The 22,438-nt window shown below is 70.5% G+C and carries 18 protein-coding genes; 10 read left to right on the forward strand and 8 right to left on the reverse strand.

Annotated elements, in window-relative coordinates; translation table 11 throughout:
* Positions 1 to 64 precede the first annotated feature (64 nt).
* The 7 genes from D7Y21_RS20970 to D7Y21_RS21000 all read left to right on the forward strand — a co-directional run bounded on the left by D7Y21_RS20970 (position 65) and on the right by D7Y21_RS21000 (position 8,491).
* Positions 65 to 775, forward strand: coding sequence for a hypothetical protein (locus D7Y21_RS20970; RefSeq protein WP_121715301.1), 711 nt, complete (start codon positions 65 to 67; stop codon positions 773 to 775).
* Positions 776 to 848: 73 nt separating this feature from the next.
* The gene (locus tag D7Y21_RS20975; protein ID WP_120561806.1) at positions 849 to 1,241 is read left to right on the forward strand and encodes a peptide chain release factor-like protein; all 393 of its coding nucleotides are present in this window, start codon (positions 849 to 851) and stop codon (positions 1,239 to 1,241) included.
* Positions 1,242 to 1,446: 205 nt separating this feature from the next.
* On the forward strand, positions 1,447 to 5,688 hold the full coding sequence (locus D7Y21_RS20980) for a hypothetical protein (RefSeq protein WP_121715304.1): 4,242 nt from the start codon (positions 1,447 to 1,449) through the stop codon (positions 5,686 to 5,688).
* Positions 5,685 to 6,284, forward strand: a complete 600-nt coding sequence (locus tag D7Y21_RS20985; RefSeq protein ID WP_120561808.1) for a type II secretion system protein — start codon at positions 5,685 to 5,687, stop codon at positions 6,282 to 6,284. The genes D7Y21_RS20980 and D7Y21_RS20985 overlap by 4 nt, the downstream gene beginning before the upstream one ends.
* Positions 6,285 to 6,319: 35 nt before the next feature.
* Positions 6,320 to 7,384 (forward strand): PilW family protein, encoded by a 1,065-nt coding sequence (locus D7Y21_RS20990; protein WP_233612224.1) that lies wholly within the window; start codon positions 6,320 to 6,322, stop codon positions 7,382 to 7,384.
* A 26-nt stretch (positions 7,385 to 7,410) separates the two neighbouring features.
* Complete coding sequence (locus D7Y21_RS20995) at positions 7,411 to 8,037, forward strand: hypothetical protein (RefSeq protein ID WP_120561810.1); 627 nt, start codon at positions 7,411 to 7,413, stop codon at positions 8,035 to 8,037.
* Between the two features lie 31 nt (positions 8,038 to 8,068).
* Positions 8,069 to 8,491: an HD domain-containing protein gene (locus tag D7Y21_RS21000; RefSeq protein ID WP_120561811.1), complete on the forward strand. Its 423-nt coding sequence runs from the start codon at positions 8,069 to 8,071 to the stop codon at positions 8,489 to 8,491.
* 80 nt (positions 8,492 to 8,571) lie between these two features.
* On the opposite strand, the gene acnA is transcribed toward D7Y21_RS21000, so the two are convergent.
* The 5 genes from acnA to D7Y21_RS21025 form a co-directional block, all read right to left on the reverse strand.
* Positions 8,572 to 11,304, reverse strand: a complete 2,733-nt coding sequence (gene acnA, locus D7Y21_RS21005; protein ID WP_121715308.1) for an aconitate hydratase AcnA — start codon at positions 11,302 to 11,304, stop codon at positions 8,572 to 8,574.
* 128 nt (positions 11,305 to 11,432) lie between these two features.
* Complete coding sequence (locus tag D7Y21_RS21010) at positions 11,433 to 12,692, reverse strand: phosphatidylserine/phosphatidylglycerophosphate/cardiolipin synthase family protein (protein WP_121715310.1); 1,260 nt, start codon at positions 12,690 to 12,692, stop codon at positions 11,433 to 11,435.
* Between the two features lie 101 nt (positions 12,693 to 12,793).
* Complete coding sequence (locus tag D7Y21_RS21015; RefSeq protein WP_120561814.1) at positions 12,794 to 14,404, reverse strand: FHA domain-containing protein; 1,611 nt, start codon at positions 14,402 to 14,404, stop codon at positions 12,794 to 12,796.
* Between the two features lie 6 nt (positions 14,405 to 14,410).
* Complete coding sequence (locus D7Y21_RS21020; protein WP_014394101.1) at positions 14,411 to 15,340, reverse strand: YafY family protein; 930 nt, start codon at positions 15,338 to 15,340, stop codon at positions 14,411 to 14,413.
* On the reverse strand, positions 15,337 to 16,362 hold the full coding sequence (locus D7Y21_RS21025) for a YafY family protein (protein WP_120561815.1): 1,026 nt from the start codon (positions 16,360 to 16,362) through the stop codon (positions 15,337 to 15,339). Before D7Y21_RS21025 ends, D7Y21_RS21020 begins: the two co-directional genes overlap by 4 nt.
* 359 nt (positions 16,363 to 16,721) lie before the next feature.
* On the opposite strand from D7Y21_RS21025, the gene D7Y21_RS21030 reads away from it, so the two are divergent.
* Entirely contained in the window at positions 16,722 to 17,195 is a 474-nt protein-coding gene (locus D7Y21_RS21030) for a hypothetical protein (protein ID WP_120561816.1), read from the forward strand.
* A 22-nt stretch (positions 17,196 to 17,217) separates the two neighbouring features.
* Here D7Y21_RS21030 and proB read toward each other — a convergent pair whose 3' ends face one another.
* On the reverse strand, positions 17,218 to 18,342 hold the full coding sequence (gene proB, locus D7Y21_RS21035) for a glutamate 5-kinase (RefSeq protein ID WP_121715312.1): 1,125 nt from the start codon (positions 18,340 to 18,342) through the stop codon (positions 17,218 to 17,220).
* A 167-nt stretch (positions 18,343 to 18,509) separates the two neighbouring features.
* On the opposite strand from proB, the gene hflX reads away from it, so the two are divergent.
* On the forward strand, positions 18,510 to 20,165 hold the full coding sequence (gene hflX, locus D7Y21_RS21040; RefSeq protein WP_199724181.1) for a GTPase HflX: 1,656 nt from the start codon (positions 18,510 to 18,512) through the stop codon (positions 20,163 to 20,165).
* A gap of 50 nt (positions 20,166 to 20,215) precedes the next feature.
* Positions 20,216 to 20,677, forward strand: coding sequence for a hypothetical protein (locus D7Y21_RS21045; protein ID WP_233591414.1), 462 nt, complete (start codon positions 20,216 to 20,218; stop codon positions 20,675 to 20,677).
* Between the two features lie 16 nt (positions 20,678 to 20,693).
* Here the strand turns inward: D7Y21_RS21045 and D7Y21_RS21050 are convergent, their stop codons facing one another.
* Both D7Y21_RS21050 and D7Y21_RS21055 read right to left on the reverse strand, forming a co-directional pair.
* Entirely contained in the window at positions 20,694 to 21,701 is a 1,008-nt protein-coding gene (locus D7Y21_RS21050) for an NAD(P)H-dependent glycerol-3-phosphate dehydrogenase (protein ID WP_120561819.1), read from the reverse strand.
* Positions 21,702 to 21,736: 35 nt separating this feature from the next.
* Positions 21,737 to 22,438: hypothetical protein (locus D7Y21_RS21055; protein ID WP_121715314.1), on the reverse strand; the 702-nt coding region annotated here is incomplete at its 5' end.

Genomic DNA, 22,438 nt, shown 5'->3' on the forward strand with positions numbered 1-22,438 from the left:
GCTTGCGGGCCCGTTCGCCCCGGCCCCATGCTCAACCCCGCTTCACCACCCCTGGAGCCCTCCCATGCCGCGTTCCCTCCCCCGTCTCGCCGTCCTCGCCTGCGCGCTGGCCCTGGGCTGTGGCGGCAACACGCCCTACTACCACCTGGATTGGGGAGGCCAGGACACCGTCACCACCGCGCCCGGCGACTCCGTCCCCTATGACCTCGCCATCCAGCGCATCGCGGACAACCTGGGCGAGGTGCGCGTGCGCGCGGCGATCGCTCCCGAGGGCGTCACCTTCGGCCCGGACTTCTCCCTCCCGGAGGGAGAGACCCTCGCCAGAACCACCGCCACCATCACGGTGGCCCCCAGCGTCACGAGCTACGGCGTGAACGCGCTGCAGCTCGTCGCGGAGGACCCGGCCAACAACGTCACTGCCCGGGGCAACATCTCCCTGATCATCCTGGAGCCCCCCGAGCCCAACGAGGACTTCTCCATCGCCGTGGAGCCCCGGCAGGTGAACGTGGCGCCCGGCCAGTCCGCCCAGGTGACGGTGACGGTGACACGCGCGGAGGGCTTCACCGGCGCGCTCACCATCACGCTGGATACCCCCGGCACGACGCGGCTCGGCTCCGACCCCGTCACCCTGGCCCCGGGCGAGACGACCGCGCAGGTGCGCGTCACCACGGACCGCTCCCTCTCCGTGCTGCCCTACGTGGTGAAGTTCGTGGCCACCGACGAGACCCGGCGCACCGCCAAGACGGGCTTTACCTTCAACCTGAACTTCACCTGAGCAGGCCCCGCGCCGCCCGGTGTCAGGCGCGGGGTACCGGTGGCGTCTTCGCGGCGCTAACTTGAGGACCGCCATGACGCCGCCGACCACACCCATCGCACCCGCTCGACGCCAGGCCGCCCGGGAGGCCCTCGCCCTGGATGACGAGGCCCTGCTGAAGGTCTGCGACGTGGAGTTCTTCATCGCCTCCGGACCCGGCGGCCAGCACCGCAACACCACCGCCAGCGGCGTGCGCCTCAGCCACCCGCCCACGGAGCTGTCCGTCACCGCCACCGAGCGCCGCAGCCAGTCCCAGAACAAGGACGCCGCCATGCGCCGCCTGCGCGCCGGCCTGCAGGCCCTCACCTTCGTCCCCAAGGTCCGCAAGGCCACCCGCCCCACCCTGGGCTCCAAGCGCCGGCGCCTGGAGGACAAGAAGCGCACCTCCGAGAAGAAGGCCGGCCGGGGCGGCAAGCTCGCGGATTAGGCGACCAGGCCTCCGCCGCTACGCACGACGTGCGGACCTCGCAAGCTTTGCGTAGCCGCTGACGTCGCCCCCCCACAGCCACACGGTTTCTTTCCAAAGCTCCCCTCGCACGGGAGTCCCCCACGCCGGGGCACACGGTGTGCACAAGCCGAGGGTGACCCCCGACCCCGAGGGGGTCAGTCGGTCCCCAACCCCCGGTGAACCCTTGGCCTCCATCTCCCCCAGAATTTCCGCGGCGCGGCGAATCCTGCTGGGCCTGGCGCTGCTGACGGCGCTGCCGGCGTCCGCGACGGACATCGTCACCTTCAGCCAGGGCGCGCTCATCATTCCGGAGCAGGCCACCTTCCAGCAGGGCTGTGGAAGCCTGTCGGCCTACGGCCTGGTGTGGCGCCTGTTGCAGTCCAACGAGGCGGGCGGCTTCAACGCCAACCACCCGGTGACGGTGTACCTGGCCATCGACGACACGAAGCGGTCCCCCAACCGCTGCGTGCCCACCAACAAGCACCTGCCGCCCCTGCCGCACAACGGCCAGTGGAACGACCCCAGCTGGAATGACGGCTGCGACTTCCACATCTCCCGCGCGGACGCGGCGCCCGTCGTGCCGGTGCCGCCCCTGCAGGCGCTGCCCTCGAGCGGCCTGTTCCCCGAAGCGAACATCGACAACTTCACCACCAGCACGAACCAGGCGCGGCCGAACTTCACGGCCACGACGCTCAACACCGCCAGCGGCTTCCGCGACGTCCAGTACATGGGCGGCGCGTTCATCATCGACGCGAAGGACGCGAAGAACGCGCTCGACTTCCTGAACTCCTCCGCCGGGGCGGACGCGCCGAACAAGTTCCGCACGACGTGTAGCTGCAACACGTTCAGCAACGGCAGCGGCTGCTTCTACGTGCGCATGCACCAGGCCACCATCGAGTTCAACGCGCCCATTGGCCGGCGGTTGAACCGCGTGCCTCCGAAGATCGCCCTGCTGGACCTGGACGACGACAACGCGACGGACAAGTCGTTCGTGAAGGGCGGCATGCTGGACGACTACCTGCGCAACGCGGGCCTGGACTTCAACGGCGCGGGCGGCTGCCCGCAGGGCACCACCAGCGGCTGCAGCCTCAACGGCGGACGGCCCGGCCTCATCTACGACGCGCTCCACGCCAACGCGGACCTCATCTCCACCACGGCGTTCCCCAACGGCCTGCTCAACGCCGTGGACCCCGCCACCCAGCGCCCGCGCTACCGCGTGTTCTGGGCGCCGCACTGGCAGATTGGCGACAGCACCCGCGCCGAGTACCGCTCCAACGGCGACGGCGCCGGAAACCAGGCGGAGAACGTCCTCAACAACATCGCCTACTTCACCAACCAGCGCGGCAACGGCCTGTTCGCCGAGTGCACCAGCATCTGGTCCTACGAGCACACCGACAAGGTGGGCGGAGGGCTGGTGCCTTCCACGCGCTTCCAGGGCGAAGACCTCTTCGAGAAGAACAAGCTCGGCGGCAGCGGCAAGAACTGGGACGGCCGCAACTGCACGGACCCGGACTACATGAACGAGTCCTCGCCCCGGCCCGCCTGCATCCTCTACCCCAACCCGGGCGACCCCTTCTCCCAGTTGGGTGACTTCCGCTTCAACAACGTGGCGGGCGAGACGGAGAACTACCGGACGACCTTCAAGAACGGCGTGCGGCGGCTGGCGGTGAGCTGGGTGAACTACGCCACGGGCAACCAGTACGACAACCCCACGCACGTGGCGGCGCACACCCTTCGCGGCAACGACTTCTTCTCCTTCAACCAGAAGGACAATGATCCGCAGAAGGCGACCATCGTCTATCTGGCGGGCCATGACTTCAAGGACAGCGTCGCGGGCACGCGCATCGTGCTCAACACGCTGCTCAACCTGGGAAGCGAACCGCTGCAGAGCGAGCGCACCGTGTCCGCGCCCGTCGCGCTGGACGACACCAACGGCAGCGACACCAACGGCTCGCGCGCCCTGCTGTTCAAGACGTCCTACAACGCCGTGACGGGCTACCCGCCCGGCGCGGACACGTACACGCCCGCGCAGGGTTCGCACTGGGTGTTCCCCTACTACCCGGGCACGCTGCGCGCGCACTCGCTCATTGGCGGGGATGCGCTGTCCACGGGGGAGAACTCGCTGTCGGACGGCACCCTGTGGAACGCGGACGCGCGCATGCCCGCGCCCGGCGACCGCAACCTCTTCACCTACTTCGGCGGCGAGGTGACGGTGAACCCGTCGCTGGGCTCCGGCCGCACCGCGCCGCACGGGGTGATGCAGGTGGGCTGGCAGCCGGAGGAGGTCTCCGGCACGCGCATCAACCGCAGCTACGGCTCGGCCCCCAATACCGGCTGCGTGGACGTGCTGAAGCTCGGCCGCGCCACGACGCGTGACGGCAGCTTCCGCTACGACTTCGTGAAGGGCCCGGACGGCGTCTGCGACCTGCAGCAGGCGACGCAGTACTCACCGCAGCTGGGCGGGGCGGACTTCGGCGTCACCAACGAACTCATCAACAAGACGCAGCTGTACGTGGACTTCAACGCGGTGGCGATGATGCTCCAGCGGGTGCGCGGCTACTGCTATGCCACGGAGTCCGGCCGCGACGGCGCCAACGAGACGCCCATCCTCGAGCCCTCCATCACCCAGTGCAACAACGACGACGCGGACAACAAGGCGCACCTGGGCGGCTTCATCCACTCGTCGCCCGTGGTGGTGACGGCCAGCCCCCACATCCCGGACACCAATGCCGCCCGGCCCACGGTGGCCTACGCGGCGGGCCTGGACGGCCAGGTGCACGCCTTCTACGTCTCCGGCGGCGCGCGATATGACGGCCCCGCGCAGAGCCTGAACTTCCCCAACCCGGACGCCAGCGCGCGCTTCAAGACGGACTTCGCCCAGCGCTTCCGCACCGGCACCACGCCCCCGCCGGGCACGGAGCTCTGGAGCTTCCTGCCGGCCACGCAGCTGGCGGGCCTGCGCAACAACACCGCGCGGGTGAACAGCGCGCCCGCCGTCTTCGACGTGTTCGCGGACTTCGTGGGCACCGGCCGCCGCGAGTGGCACACCGTGCTCGTCGCCAACGTGGGCCAGACGGGGCGCGACCTGTTCGCGCTGGACGTCACCAACCCGCTCAAGCCCGTGCTGCTGTGGCACCTGGTGGGCAGCCACTACGCCACCGCCAGCGCGCCGAACTCCGCGGTGACGCTGGCGGACAAGGGCCAGGGCGGCCTGGACTGGACGTACACCTGGGACGAGGACTCGAGCCTCTTCCTCCTGCCGCCGCGCGCGGACCCGGGCCGTCAGCCGAGCGGCCTCTATGACTACAGCGGCCTGGGCGGCTCGCGAGGGCTGTCCGTGGGCGTGGGCCGGCTGGGCATGGAGCCCGTGTACGCCGTCTTCGTCGCCTCCAGCAGCTCCGGCGCGCTGCCGGTGGCGGGCTCCCCCGGCTCTCCCGCCAAGGGCGTGCAGGTGTTCGCCATCGACGTGGCCACCGGCCAGAAGCTGTGGCAGTGGCAGCAGGCCTATACCAGCAGCGTGGACAACAGCGCGCCCGCCGCGCCCACCGTGTCGCAGGACTCGAGCGGCGCCGCGCGCCTCTACGTGGGTGACATGGAGGGCCGGCTCTGGGAGCTGGACGCGTCCACCGGAATGAACGTCAACGTGGCGCGCACGGGCCCCGTGTGCACGGAGGCCACGCCCTGCAAGTACTCGGCGATGAACATCGGCGGGCTGCCCGTCACCAGCCAGCCCATCAGCACCAACGTGGGCCTGGCGCGCATTCCGCTCGACGCGGCGAACACCTCCGCCTTCGGCCAGTTCAAGGGCAAGGTGGTGGCCCTGGTGGGCACCGCCGGCATGGACTGGGTGCCGGACACGGTGGGAGGCCGCTTCCACGCGCTGCTGCTGGACGCGGAGCTCCGGCTGCCCCTGGGCATGGACGGCAAGCGGCTGGACGGCTCGCTCATCAACGCGAACCTGGCCAACACGGAGGCGAACACCTACGGCGTGCTCCAGGAGCCCGCGCCCTTCCCGCTCATCTTCCCCGCGCCCGAGCACGTCTACGGCAACATCACCATCGCCGGGCGCACCGCGTACTTCAGCACCGCGGAGGAGTCCGTGAACGACCCCATGCTGCTGAGCGCGTCCGTCGGCGGCCACACCTACAGCATCGACCTGGGCAACACGGCGGCCACGCAGGCGGGCATCCAGCCCATGAGCGGCGCGACGCTGGCCAACTACGGCGGCGTGGCCGTCTACCACCGCGACAGCGGCGGCGGGTCCACGGACTACGTGGTGGGCGCGGAGGTGAGCGCCCTGCGCGTCACGCGCATCGACAACGCGACCAGCACCGGCGCCTCCAGCCCCAACGCGAAGGACTCCGTGGCCGGCAACAACGGCGTGCTCTACCAGCTGCTCAACTGGAGCCAGAGGTTCCTCGAATGAGAGCCCTTCCCTCTTCCACCGCCCGGCGCGGCAGCGGCCTGCTGGAGGTGCTCATCGCCATGTGCGTCCTGGCGCTGGCCGCCGTGGGCGCGGTGATGGGCATGGTGGCCGCCACCCGCGACGTGAAGGACGGCCAGGTGCTCCAGGGCCGGCGCATGCTGCTGGAGGCGCGCGTGCAGCGGCTGTGGCTCGCGTCCAAGATGGACCTGGCGAACCAGGCCGTCCCCCGGCCCGCCCTCTTCCCGCCGGACGTGGCCCTGGCCACGTTGCCCTGGGTGCTGGACCCCAGCGTGCCTCAGACGGGCGACATCGGCACGGGCGCGTACTTCCGCGTGCGCCCCACGGGTCAGGTGGAGCCCGCGCTGGACGTGCCCGCCGGCACGCCCTGCACCACCGCCACCCCGGACACGGTGCTGCCCCGCGACGTCTACTGCCGCGAGGTCCTGGTGACGAAGGGGCTGCCCCTGGACCTGCCGCCCGCGGCCCAGGCGATGGTGCCCGCCGGGGCGCTGCCCTTCACCTTCTGGACGCGCGCGTACCGCAAGGGCGACAGCCTGGAGCGCGCCATCGTGCACAGCGAGGTCTTCGTCCAATGAGGATCCGGTCGAGGTTCCAGACGCAGGCACGCGGCATGACGCTGTTGGAGACGATGGTGGCCGCGGCGCTCACCACCATCATCCTGGCGGCGGCCACGGCCCTGCTCCTCGCGGGCGGGCGCGTGGTGCACAACACGGAGCACGTGGCGGACAGCCACGACCACGCGCGGCTCGCGGGAGAGACGCTGCTGTCGGCGGTGCGCCAGGCCGGCGCGGGTATGTCCGAGGGCCTCTGGGTGGTCTCCAGCGGGATGCCCCAGCGCATCAACCCCGTCTTCGGCGGTGACGGTGCGGGCGCGGGCGTGCTCGCCGCCACCACGACGGGCAACGTGCCTGGCGCGGACGGCAGCGACGACCTGTGGCTGGTGGTGCCGGACCGCAACTACCTGGGCCGCGACTGCGCGCCGGGCGCGGCGATGACGGTGGTGAAGCCGGGCACCGGCGCGCTGGAGGTCAACTGCATGGGCACGTTCGCCGGCACCGCGCCCGCCAACCCCATGCTGGTGGCCAGCAACATGAAGAGCGCCGCGCTGCTCACCCAGACCTCGGTGATGAGCACCCCGCCCACGGCCACGGTGAACTACCTGGAGCTCGGCGTGCCGGGCTTCTCCAACGCGCCCCACAAGGGCGGCTTCCAGAAGGGCGACCTGGTGTACCCCGTGCGGCTGTTGCACTTCTTCATCGGGACGAACGCGAGCAACGGCCGCAAGGCGCTGATGCGCGCGGAGGGCATCCCCGACAGCGACGTGTCGGGGCGCCCCTTCGTGGACATGGCCGACCCGGTGGTGGTGCAGGACTTCGTGGAGGACTTCCAGGTGGCGTTCGGCATCGACGCCACCAACACGGGCGACCCCACCCGCTACGACTTCCAGAACGGCCTCAAGCCCGAGTACACGCCGGGCCTGCGCTCGGTGCGCATCAGCGTGGTGGCCACCGGCCGCTCGCCCCGGCGCGACACGCAGAGCAAGTCCGTCCTGTCCGAGGACCTGCCCATCGCGGTGGAGAACCACACCCCGGCCGCGGCCCCCGCGGACGGCTACTTCCGCAGCCTCTTCTCGCGCCGGGCGGAGCTGCCCAACCTGGCCGCCGCCAGCCTGTGAATCCGTCCTCCGTGAGGCCCTCCGCCATGTCCCCACGCGCTTCGTCCCGCTCCACCCGCGGCGCCACGCTGCTGCTCGTCGTGCTGCTCGTCACCGTGCTCCTGGGCCTGGTGGCGGGCGTGATGGCCTACGCCAGCAGCGAGCGCACGCGCGCAGTGACGTCCAGCCGCGCGGGCCAGCGTCAGGGCTGCGCGGAGAGCGGCCTGCAGCTGGCGCGCGGCTACTTCGGCCGCAACTACGCCCAGTGGAACACCTTCCTGAGCACGCCAGGCGCCTACGACCCCATCGCCTCGCCCACCAACACCGCGCCCGCCAACCCGCGCACCGCCGCCGGCCGCGCGGCCATCAAGACGGTCAACCCCGCGCTGTTCGCGGACCTGGACGGGGACGGCAAGGACGACGTGTACCTCTACATCCGGGACAACGAGGACGAGTTCAAGCCGCTCGCCCCGGAGTGGAACCGCGACAATGATCAACAGGTGGTGGTGGGCGCCATCTGCATCAGCGAGACGATGATTCCGCGACGGGGTAACAGCAACCAGTTGGACCCCAACGCGCTCGCCGTGGAGGGCATCCTCCAGTACAACGGCGGCGGCCACGCCTACACGGCGCAGACGGCGGGCGGCACGGGCTCCGGCAACCTCAACCGTTGAGCCGTCCGCCGGGCGTGAGAAGCTTCCGCCCATGCCCACGCTCGAAGACGCCATCGCCCTGGCGGTGGCCGCGCACCAGGGTCAGCGCGACAAGGCAGGACAGCCCTACATCCTCCACCCCATGCGGGTGATGCTGCGTCTGTCATCCGACGCGGAGCGCACCGTGGCCATCCTCCACGACGTGGTGGAGGACACGCCGTACACGCTGGAGCGCCTGCGCGGCCTGGGCTACCCGGAGGACGTGCTGTCCGCGCTGGACTGCCTGACGAAGCGCGAGGGCGAAAGCTACGAGGCCTTCATCGAACGGCTGCGTCCCCACCCCCTGGCCCGCCGCGTGAAGCTGGCGGACCTGGAGGACAACATGGACGTGCGCCGGCTGAAGGACGTCACACCGAAGGACGCCGAGCGCCTGTCGCGCTACGTGGCCGCCTGGACGCGCCTGCGCGCGGAGTAGCCGCGGAAAAGACGACGGCCCGGCAGCCCCTCCCATGAAGCGAGGGCGGCCGGGCCGCGAAACCAGTGTGTCGCGCCTGCTTACGCCTTGGCGAGCTGGCGCAGCACGTACTGGAGGATGCCGCCGTTGCGGTAGTAGTCGAGCTCGTTGGGCGTGTCGATGCGGCACACCGCCGTGAACTCGATGGGGCCCTTCTCACCAATGGCCTTCACGGTGAGCTTCTTCTGCGGCGCGAGGCCGTCCGCGACGCCGGTGATTTCGAACGTCTCGTGGCCGGTGAGGCCCAGCGACTGCGCGTCCTGGCCCGCCTCGAACTGCAGGGGCAGCACGCCCATGCCCACGAGGTTGGAGCGGTGGATGCGCTCGAAGCTCTTGGCGATGACGGCCTTCACGCCCAACAGCTGCGTGCCCTTGGCCGCCCAGTCGCGGCTGGAGCCGGTGCCGTACTCGGCGCCCGCCAGCACCACCAGGGGCGTGCCGTCCGCCTGGTACTTCATGGACGCGTCGTAGATGCTCATCCGCTCACGCGTGGGGATGTGCACCGTGACGCCGCCCTCCACGCCGGGGACGAGCAGGTTCTTCAGGCGGATGTTGGCGAAGGTGCCGCGCACCATCACCTCGTGGTTGCCGCGGCGCGCGCCGTAGGAGTTGAAGTCCTTGGGCTCCACGCCCTCCGCCATGAGGTACTTCGCCGCGGGGCTCGTCTTGGCGATGTTGCCCGCCGGGGAGATGTGGTCCGTCGTGACGGAGTCACCCAGGAGCGCCAGCACGCGCGCGCCCTTGATGTCCTGCACCGCCTTGGGCTCCTTCGGGAGGTTCTCGAAGAAGGGCGGCTTGCGCACGTAGGTGGACTTGTCATCCCACTTGAACGTGGAGCCCTTGCTCACCTGGAGCTGCTGCCAGAGCGTGTCGCCCTCCATGGCGTTCGCGTACTGGCTGCGGAACTGCTCCGGCTTCACGGCCGTGCGGATGGTCTCCTTGATCTCCTCGTTGGACGGCCAGATGTCCTTGAGGAACACCGGGCGGCCGTTGGGGTCGGTGCCCAGCGGCTCGTTGTCCAGGTCGCGGCCCACTTCACCGGCCAGCGCGTACGCCACCACGAGCGGGGGGCTCGCCAGGTAGTTCATGCGCACGTGCGGGTTGATGCGGCCCTCGAAGTTGCGGTTGCCGGACAGCACCGCCGCCACCACCAGGTCGCCCTCCACCACCGCGTTGGACACGGCCTCCGGCAGCGGGCCGGAGTTGCCGATGCAGGTGGTGCAGCCGTAGCCCACGACGTGGAAGCCCACGGCCTCCAGGTAGGGCAGCAGGCCCGCGTCGCGCAGGTACTCGGTCACCACGCGGCTGCCCGGGGCCAGGGACGTCTTCACCCAGGGCTGCGGCTTGAGGCCCTTCTCCACGGCCTTCTTCGCCAGGATGCCCGCGGCCACCAGCACCGCCGGGTTGGACGTGTTGGTGCAGGAGGTGATGGACGCGATGACCACCGCGCCATGGCCCACCTGGTAGCTCTGCTTGCCCGCCTTCACGGTGACGGACTGGGCCAGCCGCTCCGGGGCCACCGGGGCCGCGGGGGCCTTGGCGCCCTTGGGGCCCTCGTCGTCCTCGCCCTTGCTCTTGCCGGCGGACAGCATCTCCACGAGCGACGCCTCGTACCCGGCCTTCATGTCCTTCAGGGGCACGCGGTCCTGCGGACGCTTGGGGCCCGCCAGGCTGGGCACCACGGCGGCCAGGTCCAGCGCCAGCGTGTCGCTGAAGAGGGGCTCCTCGGCGCCGGCCTTGAACCACAGGCCCTGCTCCTTCGCGTACGCCTCCGTCAGCGCCACCACGTCATCCGGGCGGCCGGTGAAGCGCAGGTAGTTGCAGCTCTCCTCGTCCACCGGGAAGAAGCCGATGGTGGCGCCGTACTCCGGGGCCATGTTCGCGATGGTGGCGCGGTCCGGCAGCGACAGGTTCTTCAGACCCTCGCCGTAGAACTCCACGAACTTGCCGACCACGCCCTTCTTGCGAAGCATCTGCGTGACGGTGAGCACCAGGTCCGTGGCCGTGGCGCCCGCGGGCAGCTTGCCGGTGAGCTTGAAGCCCACCACCTGCGGGATCAGCATCGTGATGGGCTGGCCCAGCAGCGCCGCCTCCGCCTCGATGCCGCCCACGCCCCAGCCCACCACGCCCAGGCCGTTGATCATCGTGGTGTGGCTGTCCGTGCCCACCAGCGTGTCCGGGTACACGGTGCTGCCCTGGCGGAACGTCACCTGCGCCAGGAACTCCAGGTTCACCTGGTGGCAGATGCCGATGTCCGGCGGCACCACGCCAAAGCCCTTGAACGCGCTCTGGCCCCAGCGCAGGAAGGCGTAGCGCTCGCGGTTGCGCTCGAACTCCAGCTCCGCGTTCTCCTTGAAGGCCGCGGTGGTGGCGAACGAATCAATCTGCACCGAGTGGTCGATGACCAGGTCCGCCGGGTTGCGCGGGTTGATCTTCGCCGGGTCACCGCCCATGGCGGCGAGCGCCTCGCGCATGGCGGCCATGTCCACGACGGCGGGCACGCCGGTGAAGTCCTGGAGCAGCACGCGCGCGGGGTGGAAGGAGATTTCGGTCTCCGGGGCCGCCTTGGGGTCCCAGGCGAGCATCTTCTCGATGTGCTCGCGCTTGACGACGCGGCCGTCCTCGTTGCGCAGCAGGTTCTCCAGCAGGACCTTCAGCGAGAACGGGAGGCGGTTGACCGCCGGGTGCGCCTTCGCCAGCGTGGCCAGGCTGAAATAGTCGTAGGTCGCCGAGCCCACCTTGAGCTGGGCCTTGGTGCCGAAACTGTCCGTCATGTGCGTTGCCGTCCTTCCGTGCCGGAATGACGCAACTTCTAGGCGTGTCCCCCCCGGCATGCAAAGGGTTCCTGCACTGCGTTGAAGACGGTGGACGGTTGGTTGGGACCCCGGGCTTACAGACCCGCTCAGAGCACCTTGCGGAAGAAGTACAGCACCCGCTCCACGGCCTTCTGCCAGAGGGGACGGCGGCGGAAGACGGCCAGGTCCACCTCGCGGCAGTTGCCACAATCCAGACGGAAGGAGTCCTCCAGGTCGCGCCCCAGCCGGGGGTCCGCGAAGACGGCATTGACCTCGTGGTTGAAGGCCAGCGACAGCCGCTCCAGGTTGAACGATCCGATGGTGCCCCACACCCCGTCCACCACGGCGGTCTTGGCGTGCAACACGCCCCGGCGCCACTCGAAGATGCGGATGCCGGCGTCCATCAGCGGCTCGTAGAAGGCGCGCGTCGCATGCTCGAGGAACGGGTGGTCGCTCTTGCCCCCATTGAGCAGCAGGCTCACCTCCACGCCCCGCTTCGCCGCGTCCTTGAGCGCGGCCACCATGCGCCGGTCCGGCACGAAGTAGCCCGCGGCGATGAGCACGCTCTGCCGCGCGCGCTGGATGGCGTGCAGGTACGCGCGGTGGATGCTGCGGCGGCTGGACAACACCGCCAGCCCCACGTCGCCCTTCCGGGGCCGGGCCTCCAGCGCGTGGGCCCCGCCGCGGATCCGCCGGCGCAGCCGGCTCAGGCGGTCGCGGAACATCATCCGCCACGTGGCCAGGAAGCGCCGCTCCAGCTCATGCACCGCGGGGCCTTCAATGCGCAGCACGTCGTCGCGCCAGGCCACGCCCTGCCCCTCCGGGGCCCAGTGCGCCGCGATGTTCACCCCGCCCGTGAAGGCCACCGTGCCGTCCACCACGAGAATCTTCCGGTGGTCCCGGCGCAGCAGGTGGCGCAGCCCACGCTGGAGGCTGAAGGGTTTGAAGGCCCGCACGTCCACGCCGCGCTGGCGCAGGCCTTCGAAGAAGCTCCTGCGGCTGGTCCATGAGCCCACCGCGTCGTAGAGCACCTTCACGTGCACGCCGCGCTCGGCGGCCTCCGCCAGCGCCTGGCCGAAGAGTTCGCCCACCGCGTCGGTGACGAACATGTACGTCTCCAGGCGGATGGAGCGGCGCGCCCGGCGGATGGCCTCCAGCATCTCCGGATAGGCCTCCACGCCGTCGCGCAGGAGCCGGCACGCATTGCCCTGGAGGGTGGTGTGGCGCTGCGGCAGGTAGTACCGGGCGAGCAGGCGCCGGGACACCCCGGCGCTCCACACCGGGCCGTGCTCCGGCACCGGTCCCGGCGAGCGCGTCGCTGGAACCAACCCTTCCGTCCGCCCGTCCTCCCCCGCCAGCTCACGCATCACCCCATTCAGGGTGGGAACGGAGGGAGGGACCGGCAACCCGGACGGGCCCCGCCCGCCTTCCTGGCGGGGTTGCACCGTCCGTTAGACAACGGCTTTGGCTACAGGCCGAACTCGACGCGCTTGTTCTCCGCGCGCGTGGCGCACGGCTGGTCGTACTCGGGGAAGTACTCGCGCATGTGATCCAACGTGAAGGCGGCCTGCTTGAAGTGGCCCTGGTTGTAGTAGCCCTCCACCTCCAGCAGCAGCTTGGAGCAGGTGCGGTCCAGCTCCAGTTGGGCGCGCCTCATGGCTTCCTGGGCCTCGTCGTACAGGTCCGGCTTCGGGTCCGGGTGGGCCTCCAGCATCAGCCACGCCTCGCGGAAGGACTTCCAGGCCTCGTAGCGGTTGCGCGCGCCGATGTCCGGCGTCTGGAAGTTCTTTTCGCCCTTCTTGAAGAGATCCCTGGCGTTCGCGATGAGCTGCTGCGTGGTCAGCTGCTCCGGCAGCAGCGCGCGCTCCACCCAGACGTTCCACACGCGCCAGGTGTCCTCGCCCGGCGGGTTGCGGGTGTTGTCGAAGATGATGCGGTTGGGCTCGCCCTTACGCAGCTGCTGAGGCGGGATCATCATCTCCAGCGAGCGCTCCTGGCTGGCCAGCGTGTCCGGGGGCACCTTGCCCACGTCCACGCCGTTGACGCTCACCACCACCTCGTCCTTGGAGATGCCCTGGGCCTGGTAGTGGAGGATGACCACCGCGCGCGTCGCGGCGACGAACTCCCACTCGAAGACCTTCATGTCCGGCCGGTTCCAGGTGACGCCGTCACCCAGGCCGAACGAGTCGTTGATGGGCTGGTTGGACAGGCGCACGGGCTCCTCGCCCTTCGGCATCTTGTCGTCCACGCCATTCGCCAGCCAGACGACGAGGGCGAAGAGGCCCAGCACCACCACGCCGCCACCGGCCATCACGCCCGCGCGGACCTTGGAGTTCGCCTCCGCCCAGAACAGGCGCAGGTTGGCCATCAGACCCGGCGTCTCACGCCGGATGCGGGCGCGCTCGGCCGCGGACAGGCCACCACCGCCGCCGCTGGCGCCACCGGCGCGAGGCGTGCGGGCCACCGCGCGGGAGGACTGGGAGCCGGTGCGGCGCGCGGGCGGGGGCGCGGGAGCGGGCTTTTCAATGGCCGCCGGAGCGTCCTCTTCCGGAGGCGGCTCCTGCGGGATGGCGCGCTGGGCGTTGGAGGTGGGCCGGCGGATGGCGCGCATGTTCATGCGCGTGGACTCCGCGCGGATGCCCTGCAGGTCCTCCTCGTCCGCACCTTCCGGCACGAGCGCCGCGCCCTTCTTGTTGCGCGACTTGCGCACGGAGTCGATGGAGACGATGCGCGTGCTGTTGGCGCCGTCCTCCGCGGGCTTCTCGTCCTCGCCGGTGGGCGCGTCCTCCGCGGCGATCGCGAAGAGGAACGTCACCGGGCCCAGCGTCAGCGTGTCGCCGTCCGCCAGGGTCCGCTTCTGCACGGCGGCGCCGTTGACGACCGTGCCGTTGGCGCTCTTCTGGTCCTCCACGGCGTAGCCGTCACTGTCCTTGAAGATGCGGCAGTGGCGGCGGGAGATACCAGGGTCGTACAGCACCACGTCGCACTCGGAGGTGCGCCCGATGAGCACGGAGTCCTGGTCGAAGACGAACTCCTTGCCGGCGTCTTTTCCCTCGGAGATCGTCAGTTGGAAGGCCATGTCGTCCTAGGAGCCTATCGAGGCATGTACGGCTCGGGCAACGGCGGCGCGCGCGCTCGCCGGCTCCAGCACTTCCGCCTCTCCACCGAAGGATAGCACCCACTGCGTGAGCCAGCGCTCACTGTCTCCGGCCACCCGCACCTCCACCCCTCCGTCAGCGAGCGGGCGAGCGTCCTGGCCGAAGCGCTCCTTCACGTAGGGTGCCGCCGTGGGGGTGAAGCGCACCCGGACGGAGGCCTCGCTGGCGCCGCGCGCCGGGTTGGGCACGTCCGCGCGGGCGTCCGGCGGGGGCTGGAAGGCGGTGGTGGTGACGGCCAGGTCCTCCATGCGATCCAACCGGAACAGGCGCGCGTCCTGGCGGGTGTGGCAGAAGCCCTGGAGGTACCACTGGCCCCGGTGGCTGAGCAGCTCGTAGGGGCGCACCCGGCGCGGCTCCGGCGGGCGGCCGGGGCTGGCGTAGCCGAACGTCACCTCCAGCCGCTCCAGGATGGCCCGGGTGAGCGGCCCCAGCGCCGGGGGCGCGTCCGCGGAGGCGTCGATCTTCCGGTACATGTCCCGGAAGCGCTCGCGGGCGGCGGGCGGGATGATGCCCTCCAGCTTGGTGAGGGCGCTCTGGAGCGCGTCGCCGGTGGCCGGGCGCAGCAGCTCCGCCGCGGCGGCCAGGGCCGCGGCCTCGCCCGCGGTCAGCCGGGGCGGCGCGAACAGGCGCTGATCCAGGTCCACGTAGACGCGGTCGTTGTCCACGTAGATGTCGATGTAGTCGTCCGGGTTGAAGGGCGGCCGGCCCACGCAGGTGAGCAGGTCCAGCTCCTCCAGCAGATCCTCGCGGCTGATGTTGAGGGCCTTGGCCAGGGCCTCCACCGTGACGCCGGGGTGCTTGGAGACGTAGGGGACGAGGAACAGCAGGCGGCGCAGCCGCTCGTGGACGTTGCTCATGCGCTCACCCGCTGACCTTCCACCGGCGCGTGCTTCGCCAGGATGTTCGCGGCCATCCGCTCCAGGCGCTCGCGCGCCTCCGGAGGCCCCTCCACGCGGCAGTCCTGCCCCAGCGACAGGACGAAGCGCGTCAGCCCGTCCAGGAACGTCACCGGGAAGCGGGCCCGCACCACGCCCTCCGACACCGGCTCCAGCGCCGCGCCCGGGAACAGCGAGCCCGCGCGCGAGGCCTGCGGCCCCGTCAGCTGGAGCGTCACCTCCAGCGGTTCATGGAAGCGGTACTGCCAGGGGAAGTACGCCACGTGGGCGTCCAGCGAGAAGTCCGCCGGCACCTCGAAGTCCGGAGTGCGCGGCCGGGCGGTGTTCACCTTCAGCTCGCGGATGCGGTGGACATGGAAGGTGCGCAGGCCCTGGCGCAGGTGGCAGTAGCCCACCAGCGTCCACACGCCGCGCCTGAGCGCCAGGCCGTACGGGTCCACGCGCCGCTCCGTGACGCCGTCCTTGCGGGGGCTGCCGTAGGTCAGCTGCACCCACTTGTGGGTGGAGCACGCATCCCAGAGCTGCTCCAGGCGGGCGGAGACCTCCTTCTCCTGGCCCTGCTGGCCGGTGCCCAGCTCCATGCGCACGCGCGGGGTGGGCAGGGATTCGCCGGCGAAGAAGCCGATTTTTCGCAGCGCGTGCGCCAGGTCGTCGCGGCCGGGGAACGCGCCGGACGCCAGCGCGGCGGAACCGGCGGCGTAGAGCACGGCCAGCTCCTCCTTCGTGAGGTCCGCCTCCGGCAGGTAGTAGACGTTGCGGTCGACGAGGTAGCCGTCGCGCCGCTCGTCGTCGCCCTGCACGTAGCTCAGCGGGAAGCCCAGCTCGACGAGCTCCGCCTTGTCGCGTTCGAATTTGCGCTCCGCGGCGTCATCCGAACCGCCGTAGTCCGCGGGGAAGTGCTCACGCAGCTCGGCCCACGAGATGGGTTCCCGCGCGTCGAGCAGCAGTGCCACGAGATCAAGGATGCGTTCCGTGCGGTCCATTCAGGTGATCGGTGACCATGGCGGACAGGACCCGGGAGATCAAGAGACCGGGGACTTCCGGGGTGGGAGAAGGGGGCAGGACGTGAAACGAACAGAAAAGGAACAGCGGAGGGGGCTGGCTCCGTCCAAGGGGGGATAGCCGCCCCAACCTGAACAGGCAAGCAGGTACCGCCATGTACCCCTCGTTTCGTCCGCAAGCCAGCAGACAACCCCGGGCGTGGGGCTCGCACTCGGGGCGCGTCTGGGTTATTCCTTGGATATTGTCGATTTGGGTGAGAAGCGACAGCGGGCCTCCTGGAGGCTTTGCTGGCTGCCGTGGGGCCGACGCGGCGGACCGAAGCTTTGACGAGGGCTCGACCATGGACCGCACCTCCCTGCTGAAGAAGTGGCTTCCCGGGCTGGCGCTGGTGCTGCTGGCCTTCGTCTCCACGCCGGCGCACGCCCGCAACGAACCGCTCTACTTCGCGCTGGAGGTCCGGCGCGACGGCCGGCTGATCGCCCAGCCCAAGCTGCTGGGCGAGGCGGGCCGCACCCTTCGCGCCGAGCGCCGCCGTCCGGGCGCGACGGTGGCGGACTACCGGCTGGTGCTCACGCCCAAGGGCGAGGGCGACTCGTTCCAGCTCCAGGTGGACCTGTCCCTGCCGGAAGGGGAAGGCCACTCGCAGCTCGCCCTGCTGCACGGCCAGGAGCGCAAGCTCCAGCTGGGCCGGGTGCCGGGGGAGCTGGAGGTGTCGCTGCTCCTGATGAAGGTGGACTCCCCGGAGTTCCGCGCGCTGATGCGGCTGACGGAGCCGGCGACCGGCACGGTGAAGTCCGTCTCCAGCTCCATCTAGGCGCACGTTGCGCGGACCGCGGCTACAGCACCGCCAGGTCGTCGCGGTGCACCGCCTCATCCAGGTAGCGGTAGCCCAGCACCGCCTCGATGTCCGCGCTCCGCCGCCCGGCGATGCGCCTGAGTTCGTTGGCGTCGTAGGTGGACAGGCCCCGGGCGAACACCGTCCCGGCCGCGTCCGTCAGGTCCACCGGGTCTCCCCGGCCGAAGTCCCCCTCCACGTCCGTCACGCCGCTGGGCAGCAGGCTGCGCTTGCCGGTGAGGATGGCCTCCTTCGCGCCCGCGTCCACCACCAGCCGGCCCCGGGGCCTCAGGGCGTGGGCGATCCACGCGGTGCGCGCGCTGCGGCGTCCGGCGGGCTCGAAGAGCGTGCCCACGGCCTCGCCCTGGAGCACGCCGCGCAGGCGGCCCGGCACCGCGCCGGAGGTGATGACGCAGGGGATGCCCAGCTCCGCGGCGCGGGCGGCGGCGCGCACCTTGGACGCCATGCCGCCGGTGCCCACCGCGCTGGTGGCGTCGCCGGCCAGGGCCAGCACGTCCGCGGTGACGCGCGGCACGGCGGGCATCAGGCGGGCTTCGGCGTCCCTGCGCGGGTCGGCGGTGTAGAGCCCCTCCACGTCCGACAGGAGGACCAGCGCGTCCGCCTCCACCACGCCGGCCACCAGGCTCGCCAGCGTGTCGTTGTCGCCGAACTTCAGCTCGTCCACGGACACGGTGTCATTCTCGTTGATGACCGGCACCACGCCCGCGGCCAGCAGGCGATCCAGCGTGTGCTTCACGTTGAGGTAGCGGCGGCGCTCCTGCACGTCCTCGTGGGTGAGCAGCACCTGGGCCACCGTCCGGGCCGCGTGGCCGAAGGCCTCCTCGTACGCCTGCATCAGGCGGCTCTGCCCCACCGCCGCGCACGCCTGCTTGCCGGGGATGTCCCGGGGGCGAGCGGGCAGCCCCAGCCGCTCCATGCCCAGCGCGATGGCGCCGCTGGACACCACCACCAGCTCCCGGCCCCCGGCGGCCCACAGCAGGTCCTGCCCCAGCGCGTCGAAGTGGGCACGGTTGAAGCGGCCCGTGGCGCTCGTCAGCGCGTTGGTCCCAATCTTCACCACCACGCGGCGGGCCCCGCGCAAGGCGTTGCGTGCGGAATCAATCACGGGAGGCAGCGTAGGCTGGAACGGGAAAGGACGCGCGTGGCCGGTTGTTCACCAGGCGGCGCGGCACACCGGCTGGGGGCCTTTGTCATGAAACGCGGGTGGCCCCAGTCCATCCAATGCCTTGAATGCGGCGCGGGTCGTTCGATGTCCGCGCCAGGAGAAACGGTTTGAAGGAAATCTACGGCAACACCCTGGGCCTGAAGTCGAGCGAGCAGCAGCGGCTGCGCAACACCTTCCGCCGCCGTGTGGATCCGCGCGAAATCGTGTCCGCGGAGCTTGCCCGCCACCTCACCGAGCTGTCGCACGAGCTCAACCGTCAGGTGGGCGTCCTCATCAACCGCAAGGGCGACATCGAGCACGTCGTGGTGGGCAACGCGCACAAGCTGGAGCTGCCGGACATCGGCCGTGCGCGCGCGGGCCAGATTCGTCTGCGTGGCCTGCGGCTGGTGCACACGCACCTGAAGAGCGAGCCCCTGACGAAGGACGACCTCACGGACCTGGCGCTCTTGCGCCTGGACTGCGTGGCGGCCGTGGGCGTGGGCAACGAAGGCCTGCCCGGCGTGCTGCACTGGGCCTACCTGGTGCCGGAGAACGGCGCGGGTGAGTTCTGGCACGTGTCCACCCTGCCCTCCGTGCACGTTGAACAGCCGGACCTGCTGTCCACGCTGGACGCGCTGGAGGAGGAGTTCAACCGCAAGGCGGCCGCGCGCACGGTGTCCGGGAAGGAGCGCGCCATCCTGGTGGCGGTGTGCCTGGACGGCAACCGCGCGCGTGCGGAGTCGTCCCTGGCGGAGCTGAAGGAGCTGGCGCGCACCGCGGGCGTGGAGGTGGTGGACAGCGTGCTCCAGATGAAGCGCGAAGCGGATCCGCGCTACCTCATCGGCCGGGGCAAGCTGGAGGACCTGAACCTGCGCTCCATGCAGTCCATGGTGGACCTGCTCATCCTCGACAAGGACCTCACCCCGTCGCAGGGCCGCCACATCGGGGACGCGACGAGCCTGAAAATCCTGGACCGCACGCAGCTCATCCTGGACATCTTCGCGCAGCGCGCGCAGACGGCCGAGGGCAAGCTGCAGGTGGAGCTGGCTCAGCTGAAGTACCGGCTGCCCCGGCTGGTGCAGGGGGATGACTCGCTCAGCCGCCTCATGGGCGGTGGCGTGGGCGGCCGCGGTCCGGGTGAGACGAAGCTCGAAATCGACCGCCGCCGCGTGCGCGAGCGGATCACCAACCTGGAGCGCCGCATCGACGTCATCAGCCGCGAGCGCAGCGTCCGCCGGGCGCAGCGCAACCGGCGCGAGGTGCCGGTCATCTCCATCGTGGGCTACACCAACGCGGGCAAGTCCACGCTGCTCAACGCCATCACCAACGCGGAGGTGCTGGCGGAGGACAAGCTGTTCGCCACGCTGGACCCCACGAGCCGGCGCTTGCGCTTCCCGCAGGAGCGCGAGGTCATCATCACCGACACGGTGGGCTTCATCCGGGACCTGCCCAAGGACCTGGTGGCGGCCTTCCGCGCCACGCTGGAGGAGCTGTACGACGCAAGTCTCCTCTTGCACGTGGTGGACGCGAGCGACCCGGCGCGCGACGACCAGGTGGAGGCGGTGGAGAAGATCCTCGCCTCGCTGGGCCTGATGGAGAAGCCGCGCCTGATGGTGTGGAACAAGGCGGACCAGCTGTCCGAGGACGAGGTGGAGTCGCTCTTGCGCTCCCGGGGCGGCGTGGCCATCAGCGCGGTGAAGCGCGAGGGCCTGGCGACGCTCCTGGCCAAGGCGGACACCACCTTGTTCGCCGAGGGTGCGTCCGAGTCCATCGGCGTCGTGTGACGGTGGGCGGGTTGTCGGCGCGGGGGCCCTCCCCGTAGAGTCGGGGGGCCTTGGCTCCCGCGCTGAAACTGCTCATCCCTCTGTTGACGGCCCAAATCGAAGGCCTGCCCGGACAGGACTCCGGGCCGGGCTACGACCGGCCCGTCTCGTCCATCTCCACCGGCTACATCGAGCTGCTGGAGAAGAACAGCCACATCGTCTACCCGGTGCTCGCCGTGGTGACGCTGCTGCTCATCGGCTGGGGCATCCTGTCCTCGTGGCGGTCGCAGGACATCGACGGCCTGCAGAAGAACGAGTTCAAGCGCGCCATCATCAACGAGCTGCGCTCCAACCTGAGCGGCATGCCCGGCGACCTGCTGGGCCGCACCATCGGGCTGGACCGGCTCAAGACGAACCGCCTGCTGGAGGAGATGCAGACGGAGGGACTCGTCCTGAGCCACACCAACTCCGAGCGGCTCACCGTGTGGCGCGTGCGCGGCGCCAGCCCCGAAGCGAAGCCGCGCCGCTACTAGCGCCCGTGCGGCGTCCTCAGACGCCGGACAGCTCCGACTTTGGCTGGCGCGTCATCAGGTCCACCACCGCCATCTTGGCGTTCTTGCCCTCGTAGGCGATGAGGTAGACCTGCTCGCAGATGGGCAGCTCCACGCCCGTCTTGAGGGACAGGTCGCGCGCGCTCTTGGCGGTCTTCACGCCCTCGGCGACCTCCTTCATCTCCGCGAGGATGTCCGGCAGCTTGCGGCCCTTGCCCAGCTCCATGCCCACGTGGCGGTTGCGGCTGAGCTCGCCCGTGCAGGTGAGCACCAGGTCGCCCATGCCGGACAGGCCGGAGAGCGTCAGCGGGTTGGCGCCCTTGCGCACCGCGAGCCTCGTAATCTCCGCCAGGCCGCGCGTGATGATGGCGGCCCGCGCGTTGTGGCCCATGCCCAGGCCGTCCGCCATGCCCGCGGCGATGGCGATGACGTTCTTCAGCGCGCCGCCGTACTGCACGCCCACCACGTCCGTGGACGTGTACGAGCGGAAGGTGTCCGTCTGGAGCGCCTTCTGACAGCGCTGGGCGACCTTGTCCCAGTGCGACGCGATGGTCACCACCGTGGGCATGCGACGCGCCAGCTCCTTGGCGAAGCTGGGGCCGGAGAGCACCGCGACGTACGGGTGGAACTCCTCCGGCAGACAGTCCTCCAAGAGCTCCGTCATGGTGAGCAGCGTGCCGTTCTCGATGCCCTTGGACACCGTGACGAGCGGCACGCTCTTGGGCAGGAAGTCCTTGGCGCGCGCGAGCACTTCCCGCGTGGCGTGGCTGGGCGTGGCGAGCACCACCATCTCAGACCCGGCCAGCGCCTCCTCCAGGTCCGTGGTCGCGCGCACGCGCTCGGAGAGGGGGATGCCCTTCAGGTAGGTGTCGTTCTCGTGGCGGGTGTTGATGGCCTCCACGGTGGAGGGCTCACGGCCCCACAGGCGGACTTCGTCGCAATTCACCGCGAGCACGTTGGCGAGCGCCGTTCCGAACGAACCTGCACCGATGACACTGCCGCGCATGAGCTGACCTCGGGTCGAGAGGGGGAAGGGGGATTTCAGAACAGCGTGGACACCACGCCCACGGACAGCGTGGGCATGAACTCCGCGTCCGAGGACCGGCTGCGGAAGTCGCCACCGAGCGAGACAGCGTAGGACGTCTTCTCTCCGACGGGAAACTCCGCGCCCAGCCGCACAAGGACGGAGGCATCCAGCTTCCACGCGGGCGGCATGCCGGACAGCGGATCCTTCTGGACGGGGTCCATGTCGAAGGCCATCAGGGCGCGGACGTCCAGGTACGGCCGCCACGCGCGCGGGCTGTTGCCCTGGAAGGACGCCACCAGCCCCGGGGCCACGTTCCAGTCGCGCCGGCCGCTCAGGTAGCGCGCGCCCTTGTCCTCCGTGTCCGGGGGACGCAGGAAGAAGGCGTGGCCGCCGTCCACCGCGAAGGCGAGGCTGACGTTGTCGCTGTCCAGGACGGTGAGGCGGGCGCTGGCGCGCAGCTCGGTCATCAGGCCGTAGACGGTGTCCACGCCCAGCCCCAGGTCCAGGTGCTCCAGCACCCCGTACACGCCGCGCGCGGACACGAAGGGAAAGCCCAGCTCCATGCCCACGCCCGCGTGTCCGGAGCCCAGCGACCGGCCGCCGTAGAGCCCGTAGCGGTTGGGGGCCTGGGGTGGCGGCGGCGGGCGGGGATCCTTGACGCGGCGGCGCGAGGGTGGCGGCTCGGCGAGCGGCGGCGGAGCGGACCGGGGAGGAGG

This window comes from Corallococcus sp. AB045 (genome assembly GCF_003668895.1).
GTDB classification, from domain to species: domain Bacteria; phylum Myxococcota; class Myxococcia; order Myxococcales; family Myxococcaceae; genus Corallococcus; species Corallococcus coralloides.

Bases quoted from the DNA above. Each gene is read 5' to 3' on its own strand.
- D7Y21_RS20970 (WP_121715301.1), top strand. From the start codon at position 65: ATGCCGCGTTCCCTCCCCCGTCTCGCCGTCCTCGCCTGCGCGCTGGCC.
- D7Y21_RS20975 (WP_120561806.1), top strand. From the start codon at position 849: ATGACGCCGCCGACCACACCCATCGCACCCGCTCGACGCCAGGCCGCC.
- D7Y21_RS20985 (WP_120561808.1), top strand. From the start codon at position 5,685: ATGAGAGCCCTTCCCTCTTCCACCGCCCGGCGCGGCAGCGGCCTGCTG.
- D7Y21_RS20990 (WP_233612224.1), top strand. From the start codon at position 6,320: ATGACGCTGTTGGAGACGATGGTGGCCGCGGCGCTCACCACCATCATC.
- D7Y21_RS20995 (WP_120561810.1), top strand. From the start codon at position 7,411: ATGTCCCCACGCGCTTCGTCCCGCTCCACCCGCGGCGCCACGCTGCTG.
- D7Y21_RS21000 (WP_120561811.1), top strand. From the start codon at position 8,069: ATGCCCACGCTCGAAGACGCCATCGCCCTGGCGGTGGCCGCGCACCAG.
- acnA (WP_121715308.1), bottom strand. From the start codon at position 11,304: ATGACGGACAGTTTCGGCACCAAGGCCCAGCTCAAGGTGGGCTCGGCG.
- D7Y21_RS21010 (WP_121715310.1), bottom strand. From the start codon at position 12,692: ATGCGTGAGCTGGCGGGGGAGGACGGGCGGACGGAAGGGTTGGTTCCA.
- D7Y21_RS21015 (WP_120561814.1), bottom strand. From the start codon at position 14,404: ATGGCCTTCCAACTGACGATCTCCGAGGGAAAAGACGCCGGCAAGGAG.
- D7Y21_RS21020 (WP_014394101.1), bottom strand. From the start codon at position 15,340: ATGAGCAACGTCCACGAGCGGCTGCGCCGCCTGCTGTTCCTCGTCCCC.
- D7Y21_RS21025 (WP_120561815.1), bottom strand. From the start codon at position 16,362: ATGGACCGCACGGAACGCATCCTTGATCTCGTGGCACTGCTGCTCGAC.
- D7Y21_RS21030 (WP_120561816.1), top strand. From the start codon at position 16,722: ATGGACCGCACCTCCCTGCTGAAGAAGTGGCTTCCCGGGCTGGCGCTG.
- D7Y21_RS21050 (WP_120561819.1), bottom strand. From the start codon at position 21,701: ATGCGCGGCAGTGTCATCGGTGCAGGTTCGTTCGGAACGGCGCTCGCC.